This is a genomic window from Streptomyces sp. NPDC002467 (assembly GCF_042889825.1).
Classification (GTDB): Bacteria; Actinomycetota; Actinomycetes; order Streptomycetales; family Streptomycetaceae; genus Streptomyces.
Map to the genome: position 1 here is coordinate 145,431 of NZ_JBIARJ010000004.1, position 12,791 is coordinate 158,221.

Sequence of the window (12,791 nt, forward strand, 5' to 3'; positions counted from 1 at the left end):
CACACCCCGTGTGTGCCCGCTCAGCCCGCTATCGGGTACATCGAGCCACGCCGGCCCTCGGGCGATGTCAGCCACTCCAGCTTCGCGGCGGTGTCCGTGCCCGGCAACGGGTTGTGCAGCACGATCGCCAGGTCGGGGCGGGCCGGTACGCGCAGCTGGGTCGACTCCACGGACAGGGTGCCGACGAGCGGGTGCTCCAGCTGCTTCTTGGTCTGCCCGGCGGGACGGATGTCCCTCCGCTCCCACAACGCGGCGAACTCCGGGCTCAGTTCCCGCGCTTCGTCGACGACCGCCCGGAACCCCTCGTCGTTCGGGTGCTCCGAGCAGGCCGCGCGGAACTGGGCCACCACCGATTCGGCGTTCTCCTCCCAGCGCGCGGAACGGGACCGGTAGACGGGGTCGGTGAAGAAGGCGATCAGGCAGTTCTGCACGATCGCCGGACGCATGCCCAGCACCAGCGCGGCCGCGTCGTTGTAGAGGACGGTGTTCCAGTACGCGTCCATGATGTGCGCGGGGAACGGCATCCACGCGTCGATCAGCCGCTGCAGGCCGTCGCACATGTCCTGGTCGGCCGGGGCGACTTCCAGGGCGGGCGGGTTGAGCCCGGCCAGCACGTACAGGTGCCGGCGTTCGGCGCTGCTCAGCTTCAGCACCCGGCCGACCGAGTCCAGGACCTGCGAGGACACCGTGATGTCGCGGCCCTGCTCCAGCCACTGGTACCAGGAGACCCCGACGCCGGCGAGCACGGCGACCTCCTCGCGGCGCAGGCCCGGCGTGCGGCGGCGGGCCCCGCCGTCCGGCAGGCCCGCCTCGGTCGGGCTGATCCTGGCCCGTCTGCTCATCAGGAACCCGCGCAGCTCGGTCCGTCGGTGCTCTTCGATCGGTGTCGCCACGGAGTCCCCCTGTTCGGCTGCCTGGTGGTGCCGCCAACAGGATAAGTTCCCACTCTCCACGCCCATTCCCGCGCCACGAAGGTAGTGGCCATGGCGATAGACACTCACTCCACGACCCATCCGCCCCGTGCGGCGGCCCCCGAGGACGGCCGGCTCTCCGGCCGGGCCCTGCTCGTCCTCTTCGTCCTCTGCGCCGCCCAGTTCATGGTGGCGCTGGACTTCTCCGTACTGAACGTGGCCCTCCCCGTGCTCGGCGAGGACCTCGGGCTGAGCCGGGCCGGCCTCCAGTGGGCGGTCACCGCGTTCGCGCTGCCGTCCGGCGGCTTCCTGCTCCTCTTCGGCCGCATCGCGGACCTGTACGGCCGCAAGAAGCTGTTCCTGACCGGTCTCACGGTCTTCGGCGCGGCCTCGGTGCTGGCGACCCTGGCCTGGGACCCGGCTTCCTTCCTGACCGGGCGCGCGTTGCAGGGGTTGGGTGCGGCCGTGATCGTGCCCACCGGCATGTCCCTGCTCACCACGACCTTCCCCGAGGGCCCGCTGCGCGACAGGGCGCTCGGCATCTCCGGCACCCTGCTGTCCCTGGGCTTCACCGTCGGGATGGTGCTCGGCGGTGTCCTGACCGACACCCTGGGCTGGCGTTCGACGATGGGCCTGCTCGCGGTCGCCGCCGTGGTGGTCCTCGTCCTCGCCCCGGGACTGCTGAAGGAGTCCCGCACGACCGAGCGGCCGCGCCTGGACACGCCCGGAGCGATCACCGTCACCGGCGCACTGCTGGCGCTGATCTACGCCCTGACGACGGCCGCCCAGCGCGGCTTCGGCGGCGTGGACGTCTGGGGCACGTTGGTGGTCGGCCTGGCACTGCTCGTCGCGTTCGTGGTCGTGGAGTCCAAGTCGCCCGCCCCGCTGGTCTCTCCGGCGATGCTGAAGCGGCGCACGGTCGCCTGGGGCAACCTCGGCGGTCTGATCACCTTCGCGATGATGTCCACGGTCGTCTTCGTGCTGACCCTCTACCTCCAGGAGACGCTGGAGCTGTCCGCCTTCCGCACCGGTCTGGTCTTCGGCGTCCAGGGCGTCGCCTCGATCCTCGCCGGTTCGTACGCGCCCCGGGTCATCGGCCGCCTCGGCGCCCGCCGGACCCTGGCCGTTTCCCTGGCCGGTCAGGGCGTGTTCACCGGCGCCCTGCTCACCGCGGGCTCGTCGTCGGGGGCCCTGCTCGCGACCGTGCTGGTGTCGCTGGCGAGCATGTTCCACCTCGGCGCGATCATCTCGTACGGACTGGTGGTCACGAGCGGCGTGCCCGACTCGGAGCAGGGACTGGCGACCGGCCTGGTCACCACGACGCAGCAGGTCGGTCTGACCATCGGCATCCCGCTGCTGGGCGTGCTGGCCACCACGCAGGCCTCGCTCTTCGGCGGGGTGCGCACGGTCCTGGCGATCGACGCCGCGATCGTGCTGGCGGCGGCCCTGCTCGTCGCCCTCGGCCTGCGCCGCCGCGCGTAGCGTCCCCCGCACCGCCCCTGCTCCACCCAGGCACCGCCCCGGCCCCCGGTGAGCCGCTCATGCCGAGCGGCCCCGGGGGCGGGCAGCGGAATACGACATTCCCCTGGTCTTCTGCCGCACGTGGCGGATAATCGTCGTCACGCGGCTCGAATGAACCCTGTTGCCGCGCTTGGTCACGCATGCAATGGGGGGCATCGTGCCGATGAGGGATTCAGGGTCGCCGTCCGGAACACTGCCAGCGACGTCCATCGAGATGTCCCGCCTGCTCTCCACGGTCCGGCGGGGGCGGGTGTTGACCGTGGCCGGCGGATTACGCGGGCCGCGGAGCGTGCTGGTACGGGAGATCGCGCGGCGACTCGTGTCGAACTTCTACGACGGGGTCGCCGTGGTCGTCGCGGAGCCGGTCCGCGGCCTCCTCGGGGTGCGCGAGCTGACGGCCGAACTGGGCGACGTACCCGGGATGCCGTCGACGCCGTGCGGGCGGACGGCGGGCGTCGCCTCCTGGCTGGCCGAGCGGGACATGCTGCTCGTGGTGGACGGCGCGGAGCAGCTCGCCCCGGACGCCCTGGCCTGGCTGCGGGACCTGCTCGCCGTGGCCCCGGGACTGCGGATCCTGGCCGCCGGGCGGTCGCCGCTCGGCTTCGACGGGGAACGCGTCCACCGGCTCTGAACGACCCGCCGCATCCGCTTCCGTGTCGCCTTCATGACGGCGCCACATCCGCGGAACACACCCGGCACGTCCCCGGCACGGCAATGGAACAGCACTGCCATGCCCCGGTCATTGAGTGGCCGCTCGCTCAAACCTAGGGTCTGACCTGCAGGTTCCGGTTGCGCGCAAGCGCTGCCGGGAGCCCCCGGTTCGTACGTCACACTCCCCCGCACGTACAGGAGACCCTCGTGAGCGAGCACATCAGCACGCCCCGGACCGGCGCCGTCGGCCGACGCGGCTTCCTCGCCGGCGCCGCCGCGGTGGCGGCGGCCGCGGCGACCCCGGCCCTCGCCGGGTCGGCCTCGGCGAGCACCGCTTCCGCCGCCCGCCCGAACATCCTGCTGATCGTCACGGACGACCAGCCCAAGCACACCGACTGGGCCCTCCAGAAGACCATCGGCTGGATCGCCGACCAGGGTGTGAAGTTCACCAACGGCCACGTCGCCACCCCGCTGTGCGCGCCGTCCCGGTCGTCGGTGTTCTCCGGCCGCTACGCCCACAACCACGGCGTGCGCAACAACGCCGCGTCCCACAGCCTCGATCAGCACACCACCGTGCAGCGCTACCTCAAGCAGGCCGGCTACCGCACGGGCCTGTTCGGCAAGTACCTCAACTCCTGGACGCTTGCCGACAACCCGCCGCACTTCGAGGAGTTCGCGCTGCTCCAGCCCGCGTACACCAACGCCGACTGGAACGTGAACGGCACCGTCCAGACGATCAACGGCTACACCACCAACATCATCAAGAACAAGACGCTGAGCTTCCTGGACAAGGCCGCCACCGACAGCCGCCCCTGGTTCGCCTACGTCACCCCCTACGCCTCGCACGGGCCTCGCACCCCCGAGGCCAAGTACGCGAACGTGGCCGTCCCGGCCTGGAACGGGCGTCCCTCCGTTCCCGAGGCCGACCGGAGCGACAAGCCGGCCTACATCCAGAACGCGACCGGGACCCTGGCCGACGGGCAGCAGATCCGCGCCGAGCAGCTGCGGACCCTGCTCACCGTGGACGACGCGGTGCAGGCCTTCCGCGACAAGCTGGCCGCCCTCGGGCAGCTGGACAACACCCTGGTGATCTACATCGGGGACAACGGCTTCGGCTGGGGCGACCACGGCTGGACCAAGAAGGGTGTGCCGTACTCCCCCGCGCACGAGGTGCCGTTCTACCTCTCCTGGCCGGCCGGCGGCCTGGGTTCGGGTACGGTCGACGACCGCGTCGTCGCCAACATCGACATCGCGCCGACCATCCTCGACGCCGCGGGGATCACCCCGAACACCCCCCAGGACGGGCGTTCGCTGCTCTCCGGCCAGAGCCGTGACCACCTGCTGGTGGAGTGGTGGAAGCAGGGCACGGCCGGCGCCGGCCCCAAGACCTGGGCCTCGTACGTGGCCAAGGACAAGCAGTACGTGGAGTACTACGACCTGCACACCGATGCCACGGGCGCCGTCTCCGGTACCGGGCAGGTCACCTTCCGCGAGTACTACGACCTGGTGAGCGACCCGTACCAGCTGCGGAACCTCCTGCACCAGGCCACCCCGGCGCAGGAGCAGGCCCTCGGCATACCCGCCCTGGCCGCCGCGCTCGCCGCCGACCGCACGGCCTGATCCCCCGACCGTCCCCCCCTGGAGAACCCCCATGCCGCCCAAGCCCTGCTGCACCCCTGGCCGCGAGCCGTCCGACAGTCCGCTGACCCTGGTCCGGCGGCCGGAGGCACCGGAAGCCGCGGTCCGGGCGGCCGACCCCGCCGCCGCGCGGGCCGTCCGGGACCTCGTCCCGCTCGCGGGCGGCAGGTTCCTGATGGGGACGGAAGACCCGGACGGGTTCGCGGCGGACGGCGAGGGCCCGGTACGGGAGGCGGTGGTCGGGGCGTTCCGTGTCGCCCCGACCACCGTCACCAACGCGCGGTTCGCGTCGTTCGTGAAGGCCACCGGTCATGTCACGGAGGCGGAGTCCTTCGGCTTCAGCTTCGTCTTCGCGGGGTTCCTGGAGCCCGGACTCGCGGACGTGTCACCGGCGGTGGCCGGCACGCCGTGGTGGCGGGCGGTGTCCGGGGCGGACTGGCGCCACCCGGAAGGGCCCGGCTCCTCCTTCGCCGCGCGGCAGGACCACCCGGTGGTCCACGTCTCCTGGAACGACGCCCAGGCGTACTGCGCCTGGTCCGGGACGCGGCTGCCCACCGAGCCCGAGTGGGAGTTCGCGGCGCGCGGCGGGCTGGAGCGGAAGCGCTATCCCTGGGGTGACGAACTGCGGCCGGGCGGGCGGCACATGTGCAACATCTGGAACGGTGACTTCCCGGTCCACAACACCCGGGCCGACGGGTACGCGGGGACCGCGCCCGCCAAGTCCTTCCGGCCCAACGGGTACGGGCTGTACAACGCGGTCGGCAACGTGTGGGAGTGGTCCGCGGACCGCTTCTCGCCCTCGGGCGGCCCGGAGCGGGCCATGCGCGGCGGCTCCCACATGTGCCACGACTCGTACTGCAACCGCTACCGGGTCGCGGCCCGGACCCGCAACACCCCGGACAGCTCGGCGGGGAACATCGGCTTCCGCGTGGCGGCCGACCCCGCATAGGGGTCCGCCCCGGTCGGCGCACGGCCGACCGGGGCGGATCACTCATGCTCCGCGGACTCAGCCGAGGAGGGTCAGCGCCTTGTTGAAGCTCGCGGACGGACGCATGATCGCAGCGCACTTGGCGGGGTCGGGCTGGTAGTAGCCGCCGATCTCCGCCGGGGAGCCCTGCACCGCGATGAGCTCGCCGACGATGGCCTGCTCCTGCTCGGCGAGGGTCTTGGCGAGCGGCTCGAAGGCCGCGGCCAGCTTCGGGTCGTCGATCTGCCGGGACAGCTCCTGCGCCCAGTACAGGGCGAGGTAGAAGTGGCTGCCGCGGTTGTCGATGCCGCCCAGCTTGCGGCTCGGCGACTTGTCCTCGTTGAGGAAGGTGCCGGTCGCGCGGTCCAGGGTGTCGGCCAGGACCTGGGCGCGGGCGTTGCCGGTGGTGACGGCGAGGTGCTCGAAGCTCGCGGCCAGGGCGAAGAACTCGCCGAGGCTGTCCCAGCGCAGGTAGTTCTCCTTGACCAGCTGCTGGACGTGCTTCGGGGCGGAGCCGCCGGCGCCGGTCTCGAAGAGGCCGCCGCCCGCCATCAGCGGGACGACCGACAGCATCTTGGCGCTGGTGCCCAGCTCCAGGATCGGGAAGAGGTCGGTCAGGTAGTCGCGCAGCACGTTGCCGGTCACCGAGATGGTGTCCTCGCCGCGGCGGATGCGCTCCAGGGAGAACTTCGTGGCCTCGACCGGGGCGAGGATGCGGATGTCCAGGCCCTCGGTGTCGTGGTCGGCCAGGTACGTCTTGACCTTGGCGATCAGCTGCGCGTCGTGGGCGCGGGTCTCGTCGAGCCAGAAGACGGCCGGGGATCCGGTGGCGCGGGCGCGGGTGACGGCGAGCTTGACCCAGTCCTGGATCGGCAGGTCCTTGGTCTGGCAGGCGCGGAAGATGTCGCCGGCGGCGACCTCCTGCTCGATGACCACGTTGCCCTCGGCGTCGACGACGCGGACGGTGCCCGCGGCGGCGATCTCGAAGGTCTTGTCGTGGCTGCCGTACTCCTCGGCCTTCTGGGCCATCAGGCCGACGTTCGGCACCGAGCCCATGGTGGACGGGTCGAACGCGCCGTGCGCGCGGCAGTCGTCGATGACGGCCTGGTAGACGCCCGCGTAGCTGCTGTCCGGGAGGACGGCGAGGGTGTCGGCCTCGTTGCCGTCCGGGCCCCACATGTGGCCGGAGGTGCGGATCATGGCCGGCATCGAGGCGTCGACGATGACGTCGGACGGCACGTGCAGGTTGGTGATGCCCTTGTCGGAGTCGACCATCGCGAGGGCCGGGCCCTCGGCGATCTCGGCGTCGATGGAGGCCTTGATCGCGTCGCCGTCGGGCAGGGCGCCCAGGCCGTTCAGGATGGTGCCGAGGCCGTCGTTGGGCGACAGGCCGGCGGTGGCGAGGGTCTCGCCGTAGCGGGCGAAGGTCTTCGGGAGGAAGGCGCGGACCACGTGGCCGAAGACGATCGGGTCGGAGACCTTCATCATCGTGGCCTTGAGGTGCACGGAGAACAGGACGTCCTCGGCCTTGGCACGCTCGATCTGGTCGTTGAGGAAGGTGCGCAGCGCGTCGACGTGCATGACGGACGCGTCCACGACCTCGCCGGCGAGGACCGGTACGGACTCGCGCAGCACGGTGGTGGCGCCGTCGGCGTCCACGTACTCGATGCGCAGGGTGCCGGCCTCGGCGATCGTGGCGGACTTCTCGGTGGAGCGGAAGTCGTTCTGACCCATGGTGGCGACGTTCGTCTTGGACTCGGGGGTCCAGGCGCCCATGCGGTGCGGGTGGGTCTTGGCGTAGTTCTTGACCGAGCCGGGGGCGCGGCGGTCGGAGTTGCCCTCGCGCAGGACCGGGTTGACGGCGCTGCCCTTGATCTTGTCGTAGCGGGCGCGGATCTCGCGCTCCTCGTCCGACTTCGGGTCGTCCGGGTAGTCCGGGAGGGCGTAGCCCTGGCCCTGGAGCTCGGCGATCGCGGCCTTCAGCTGCGGGATCGAGGCCGAGACGTTGGGCAGCTTGATGATGTTGGCTTCCGGCGTCTTCGCCAGCTCGCCGAGCTCGGCGAGGGCGTCGGCGATGCGCTGGCCCTCTTCCAGGTGCTCGGGGAAGGTGGCGATGATGCGACCGGCCAGGGAGATGTCACGGGTCTCGACATTCACACCGGCGGTCGACGCGTAGGCCTGGATCACAGGCAGGAAGGAATACGTCGCGAGGGCCGGGGCCTCGTCAGTGTGCGTGTAGATGATGGTCGAGTCAGTCACCGGTTGCTCCGCTCCACAGTCTGCGTCTCTCGTCTGCAACATTGCTCGACATCAAGATATCTCGTGATCGGGCCGCTCAGGACAGCCCCCTGCCCCAAGGTCCGGGTGAGGCGTGTCGCACATGTCACGCGGGAGCGCCGCCGCCGACGGGTTCCGTCGACGGCGGCGCTCGGGTACGCGCGCACGGGCGCGGGGTGGTTACAGGTGGGCGTGGGCCGCCTTGGGGCTGGGGCCGTAGGCGTTGGTCCCGCGGTCGCCCTCCGTGGCCATCAGGACGATCATCCAGATCCAGCCGATGATCGGGACGAAGTTGATCAGGTACCACCAGCCGGACTTGCCGAGGTCGTGCAGGCGGCGCACCGCGAGGCCGACGACGGGCAGGAGGATCGCCAGGGTGTAGACCCCGTAGAGGATGAAGTTCAGCCCGATGACCAGGTCCACGGTCAGGACGACCGCCTCGACGAGCCAGTTGCACAGGATGAACATCCACACCTCCTGCCGTCGCGCACGGCCGGAGAAGACGACGTACTTCTTCAGGACGTCGGTGTAGTAGTGCACGAGTCCCCCCAGAGGACGGGTGGTGGGCCAGTCCTGCTGGAGCAAGCCGGGGCAGAATTTATGCCGATGTTACTGCCCGGTCAAGGTCTCTTCCCTCGTCAGCCGATGTGGAAGGGGTCGCCGTAGACCTTCCAGTCGAGGGGGGTGTTCAGGTTCAGGTTGCCCTTCTTGAGGAAGACCCGCTGGGCCGTGTCGACGCGACTGGTGTCGCTGTGCGCCTCCTCCTGCTTCATCGCCCACACCCGGGCGTCGAGGAAGGCGTTCAGGTACGTGGTCTCGTTGCCGCCCTGCGACGGCGGCTTGGCCTTGGCGAGGGCGCGCTTGCGGATGTTGCGGAAGCTGGTGGAGTCGCTTCCGTCGCCGTGCATCACGATGGCGTCGTAGTAGATGAACTGCCCGAGCACGCCGACCCCGTCGGCCTTGCCCTGCTTGACGGCCGGGTCGAAGTAGACCCGGTCGCGCTCGTGGTCCTGGGCCTTCTTGAACTCGGCGTCCTGGGCGGCCTTGGCCCAGTCCTTGGTGAAGTTCGGGTCGAGACCGGAGTGCGAGTCCGTGCCGTCGACCTTGCGCAGCGCGGGCAGGTACTTGGCGAGGACGTTGCCCGGCTTGACCTGGGTGTAGTACTCGACGAGGTCGAGCATGTCGCCGGTGCCGGAGCAGAATCCGATGATCCCGGCCGTGTAGCCGCGGCCGTCGTCTATGTCCTCTATGTACTTGTACTGCGCCCGCCAGTCCAGCGAGGAGTTCTCCGCGCTGGAGACGATCTTCATGGCGATCTCCTTCTTCGCCGGATCGTCGAGCCCGGTCGCCGCCGCGGCGGCGGGGGCCGCGAGGCCGGCCGCGGGGGCGGCCGGGGCGGTGGCGTGGGCCGTGACCGGTAAGGCGATCAGCGCGCTGCCGAGCAGTGCGCCGACCACCAGCGTCTTGCGGTGGGGGGTGAACACAAGGCCTCCGTGGGGTAGTTGAGGCTTCCTGGTTGGTTAGGAAACTTTACTACCAGCCTTCGCGGCTTCTCAAGACCTCTGCACACGGGCGGCGAGCGCGCGCTTCACCTCCGGCCATTCGGGCCGGATGACGCTGTAGACGGCGGTGTCGCGGATCCAGCCGTCCCGCATCGGCATGTGGTGGCGCAGCACCCCCTCGTGCGTGGCGCCGAGCCGCTCGATCGCCGCCCTGGAGCGGGCGTTGCGCACGTCGGTGAGGATCTCGACCCGGTTCATCTCCATCGCCTCGAAGGCGTGGGTCAGCATGAGCAGCTTGGCCTCGGTGTTGATCCCCGCGCCCTGCCAGGACGCGCCGAGGAAGGTGAAGCCGATCTCCAGCCGCCGGAACCGGGTGTCGATCGCCATGAGCCGGGTGGACCCGGCGATCCGGCCGGTGGCGAGGTCCACCGTCGCGTAAGGGAGTTGGGTGCCCTCCTCGCGCGCCGCGAGCGCGTCGTCGATGAAGGCGGGCACCTGGTCCGGGTGCGGGACGATCGTCACCGGGAGCTCCCAGAGCTTCCCGTCCCGGATCGCCTCGCACAGCCCGTCGTGGTGGTGGTGCCCGAGCGGCTCCAGCCGTACGCGCTCACCCGCCGGCGCGCCGTCGTGGGACTGCCCCGTTGTCTGCCGCATGTCCGACCTGCCCGTTCCCTGTGATCATCGGTGACAGGCGGACCCTATGCGGCGGCCCCGGTCGGACTCATCCGGATTCGGACGGACTCAGAGCCAGCCGTTGCGGCGGAAGCCCCGGTGGATGACGAGGCAGGCGACCGCCATGACACCGATCACGACCGGGTATCCGTAGGTCCAGTGCAGTTCGGGCATGTGGTCGAAGTTCATGCCGTAGACCCCGCAGACCATCGTCGGGACGGCGACGATCGCCGCCCACGCGGTGATCTTGCGCATGTCCTCGTTCTGGGCGACGGTCACCTGGGCGAGGTGCGCCTGGAGGATGGAGTCGAGCAGGTTGTCGTAGGCGCCGATCTGCTCGGTGGCCCGGGTCAGATGGTCCGCGACGTCCCGGAAGTAGGCGCGGATCTCCGGCGGGATGACCGGTATCGGCTGCGTGGCCAGCTGCTGGAGCGGCCGGCTCAGCGGGCCCACCGCCCGCCGCAGCTCCAGGAGTTCGCGCTTGAGCTGGTAGATGCGGCCGGCGTCGCCGCGGCCCCCGTGCTCGCTGAACACCGCCGTCTCCACGGCGTCGATGTCGTTCTGCACGGCGTCCGTGACGGCCACGTAGTCGTCGACGACGTGGTCGGCCATGGCGTGCAGGACCGTCGCCGGACCCTTGGCCAGCTGCTCCGGGTCGGCCTCCAAGGCCTCGCGGACCGGGCCGAGGGTGCCCCGGCCGCCGTGCCGGATGGTGATGACGAAGTCCTGGCCGGTGAAGGCCATCAGCTCGCCGGTCTCCACCACCTCGCTGGTCGCGGTCAGCTCCTCGTGCTCGACGTAGCGCACCGTCTTGAAGACGGCGAAGAGGGTGTCGTCGTAGCGCTCGATCTTGGGGCGCTGGTGCGCGTTGACCGCGTCCGCGACGGCGAGCGGGTGCAGGTCGAAGAGCTGGGCGAGCCCGGCGAGTTCCTCCTGTGAGGGCTCGTGCAGGCCGATCCAGACGAAGCTCTCGCCCGTCTTGCGGACCCGGCGCAGCGCCTCCTCGACCTCGGCGCAGCCGTCCTGCCGTACGCCGTCCTGGTAGACCACGCAGTTGACGACGGCGCTGCCGAGCGGGGAGCGGGCGGGGTGACTGAGGTCGACGGCCCGCCGGTAGCCACGGCGCACGGCCCTTCGCAGGTTGCTGAACATGGACAACGTCGTACTCCCCTTCGGCGGATCACCGGCCAGTCTGCCACCGCCCGCCGCCGCACCGAACCGCCTGCCCCGCCACCTCGCCGGCCGGCGACCCACCGGCCCCCGACCCACCGGTCAGGTGCGGTCCACGAACACGCTCGTCGACTTCACCCGCGCCGTGGCCCTCGCGCCCACCTCCAGCCCGAGCTCCTCCACCGCCTCCCGCGTCAGCAGCGAGACGATGCGGTGCGGGCCGGCCTGGATCTCCACCTGCGCGGTGACCGACCCGAGCTTCACCCCGGTGACGATCCCGGGGAAGGAGTTGCGCACCGAGCTGTACGGAGCCTCCTCGCCGTCGGCGCCCTCCTGCGCGGCCTCCACGCAGAACGCGGCCAGGTCCGGCCCGTCCACCATCCGCCGTGTGCCTTCCCTGCGGGTGGGGAACCGTTCCGCATCCGCCCAGCGCCGCGCCGTGTCGACGCTGACGCCAAGCAGTCGTGCCGCCTGACCGATCGTGTAGGACTCCATGACCCGCAGCCTACGACCCGCCGGCAGGCGGACGACGCAGGGCCTCGCGGGCAGCGGCCGCGACCACCCCGGCCACCGCCGACAGCGCCGGGGAGTCCAGCTTCCACTGCTGCCAGTACAGCGGTACGTCCATCGGCCGGCCGGGCGCCAGCAGCACCAGCCGCCCCGCCCGCACCAGCGGCCCCGACTGCTGCTCCGTCACCAATCCCCAGCCGAGCCCGGCTACCACCGCGTCGCGGAACCCCTCCGAGGTCGGGATGTAGTGCCGCACCGTCCCCGCGGCGGCCTCCGGGTCGCCGGTCAGCTCGCGCACGAACACGTCCTGGAGCTCGTCCTTGCGGTCGAACACGATGGTCGGCGCCACCGCCAGGTCCCGCTCCGGCGCCCCCGTCAGGTGCCGGGCCACGAAATCCGGGCTCGCCACCGGCAGGTACCGAGCCAGTCCCAGCAATCGGGACGCGCACCCGGCCACCGGGTCGGGCGAGGAGGTCACGGACGCCATCACCTGCCCCTCCCGCAGCAGTTCCGTCGTGTGCGCCTCGTCCTCGCGGTGCAGCTCGACGCAGATCGGCGGGTCCTGCGGCAGCCGCGCCAGCGCCGGCAGGAACCAGGTCGCCAGCGAGTCCGCGTTCACCGCGATCGGCAGCCGCGCCGGGCCCGTCCCGTCGGCCATGCCCAGCTCGGCCCGCGCGTCCCGCTCCAGGCGGGCCAGCCGGCGGGCGAAGCGGACCACGACCTCCCCGGACGCGGTCGCCCGCACCGGTTTCGTGCGCATCAGCAGGACCCGCCCGGTCCGCTGCTCCAGGGCCTTGACCCGCTGGCTGACCGCCGAGGGCGTCACGTGCAGGGCCGCCGCCGCGGCGTCGAAGGTGCCCTCGTCCACCACGGCGAGCAGGGTCCGTACCTGGTCCAGGGGAAGCTCGTCCATCACGAACGCTAATGATACGTAAAAATCTTTAGCTGTACTGAACCGATCCGACTGCCTAC

At 70.9% G+C, this 12,791-nt stretch carries 12 protein-coding genes; 4 read left to right on the top strand and 8 right to left on the bottom strand.

Features of this window, described 5'->3' with window-relative positions; translation table 11 throughout:
- Positions 1 to 20: 20 nt before the first annotated feature.
- Positions 21 to 842, bottom strand: coding sequence for a helix-turn-helix transcriptional regulator (locus ACFYYJ_RS10320; protein WP_389131333.1), 822 nt, complete (start codon positions 840 to 842; stop codon positions 21 to 23).
- A gap of 141 nt (positions 843 to 983) precedes the next feature.
- Between ACFYYJ_RS10320 and ACFYYJ_RS10325 the strand changes: the two genes are divergently transcribed.
- The 4 genes from ACFYYJ_RS10325 (at position 984) to ACFYYJ_RS10340 (ending at position 5,670) form a co-directional block, all read left to right on the top strand.
- A complete protein-coding gene (locus ACFYYJ_RS10325) occupies positions 984 to 2,393 on the top strand; it encodes an MFS transporter (protein WP_389130769.1) in 1,410 nt (469 codons plus the stop codon).
- A 253-nt stretch (positions 2,394 to 2,646) separates the two neighbouring features.
- Positions 2,647 to 3,063, top strand: a complete 417-nt coding sequence (locus ACFYYJ_RS10330; RefSeq protein ID WP_385363700.1) for a hypothetical protein — start codon at positions 2,647 to 2,649, stop codon at positions 3,061 to 3,063.
- 227 nt (positions 3,064 to 3,290) lie between these two features.
- Positions 3,291 to 4,703, top strand: coding sequence for a sulfatase (locus ACFYYJ_RS10335; RefSeq protein ID WP_385126904.1), 1,413 nt, complete (start codon positions 3,291 to 3,293; stop codon positions 4,701 to 4,703).
- 31 nt (positions 4,704 to 4,734) lie between these two features.
- Positions 4,735 to 5,670, top strand: coding sequence for a formylglycine-generating enzyme family protein (locus ACFYYJ_RS10340; RefSeq protein ID WP_389130773.1), 936 nt, complete (start codon positions 4,735 to 4,737; stop codon positions 5,668 to 5,670).
- A 57-nt stretch (positions 5,671 to 5,727) separates the two neighbouring features.
- Here ACFYYJ_RS10340 and ACFYYJ_RS10345 read toward each other — a convergent pair whose 3' ends face one another.
- The 7 genes from ACFYYJ_RS10345 to ACFYYJ_RS10375 form a co-directional block, all read right to left on the bottom strand.
- Positions 5,728 to 7,947 (bottom strand): NADP-dependent isocitrate dehydrogenase, encoded by a 2,220-nt coding sequence (locus ACFYYJ_RS10345; RefSeq protein ID WP_385363514.1) that lies wholly within the window; start codon positions 7,945 to 7,947, stop codon positions 5,728 to 5,730.
- Between the two features lie 198 nt (positions 7,948 to 8,145).
- Positions 8,146 to 8,505, bottom strand: a complete 360-nt coding sequence (locus tag ACFYYJ_RS10350) for a DUF805 domain-containing protein (RefSeq protein ID WP_385126982.1) — start codon at positions 8,503 to 8,505, stop codon at positions 8,146 to 8,148.
- Positions 8,506 to 8,603: 98 nt separating this feature from the next.
- Positions 8,604 to 9,449 carry a chitosanase gene (locus tag ACFYYJ_RS10355; protein ID WP_385363516.1) on the bottom strand — a complete coding sequence of 282 codons (846 nt, stop codon included), beginning with the start codon at positions 9,447 to 9,449 and terminating at the stop codon, positions 8,604 to 8,606.
- A 69-nt stretch (positions 9,450 to 9,518) separates the two neighbouring features.
- A complete protein-coding gene (locus ACFYYJ_RS10360; protein WP_385126910.1) occupies positions 9,519 to 10,121 on the bottom strand; it encodes a GNAT family N-acetyltransferase in 603 nt (200 codons plus the stop codon).
- Positions 10,122 to 10,208: 87 nt separating this feature from the next.
- Complete coding sequence (corA, locus tag ACFYYJ_RS10365) at positions 10,209 to 11,291, bottom strand: magnesium/cobalt transporter CorA (protein WP_385126911.1); 1,083 nt, start codon at positions 11,289 to 11,291, stop codon at positions 10,209 to 10,211.
- A 120-nt stretch (positions 11,292 to 11,411) separates the two neighbouring features.
- A complete protein-coding gene (locus ACFYYJ_RS10370) occupies positions 11,412 to 11,804 on the bottom strand; it encodes a molybdopterin-binding protein (protein ID WP_384580467.1) in 393 nt (130 codons plus the stop codon).
- Between the two features lie 10 nt (positions 11,805 to 11,814).
- Positions 11,815 to 12,732 carry a LysR family transcriptional regulator ArgP gene (locus ACFYYJ_RS10375; protein WP_389130780.1) on the bottom strand — a complete coding sequence of 306 codons (918 nt, stop codon included), beginning with the start codon at positions 12,730 to 12,732 and terminating at the stop codon, positions 11,815 to 11,817.
- Positions 12,733 to 12,791: the final 59 nt, after the last annotated feature.

Excerpts from the sequence above, each read along its gene's own strand:
- ACFYYJ_RS10370 (WP_384580467.1), bottom strand. The coding sequence starts at position 11,804 with ATGGAGTCCTACACGATCGGTCAGGCGGCACGACTGCTTGGCGTCAGC.
- ACFYYJ_RS10320 (WP_389131333.1), bottom strand. The coding sequence starts at position 842 with ATGAGCAGACGGGCCAGGATCAGCCCGACCGAGGCGGGCCTGCCGGAC.
- ACFYYJ_RS10325 (WP_389130769.1), top strand. The coding sequence starts at position 984 with ATGGCGATAGACACTCACTCCACGACCCATCCGCCCCGTGCGGCGGCC.
- ACFYYJ_RS10340 (WP_389130773.1), top strand. The coding sequence starts at position 4,735 with ATGCCGCCCAAGCCCTGCTGCACCCCTGGCCGCGAGCCGTCCGACAGT.
- ACFYYJ_RS10375 (WP_389130780.1), bottom strand. The coding sequence starts at position 12,732 with ATGGACGAGCTTCCCCTGGACCAGGTACGGACCCTGCTCGCCGTGGTG.
- corA (WP_385126911.1), bottom strand. The coding sequence starts at position 11,291 with ATGTTCAGCAACCTGCGAAGGGCCGTGCGCCGTGGCTACCGGCGGGCC.
- ACFYYJ_RS10330 (WP_385363700.1), top strand. The coding sequence starts at position 2,647 with ATGTCCCGCCTGCTCTCCACGGTCCGGCGGGGGCGGGTGTTGACCGTG.
- ACFYYJ_RS10360 (WP_385126910.1), bottom strand. The coding sequence starts at position 10,121 with ATGCGGCAGACAACGGGGCAGTCCCACGACGGCGCGCCGGCGGGTGAG.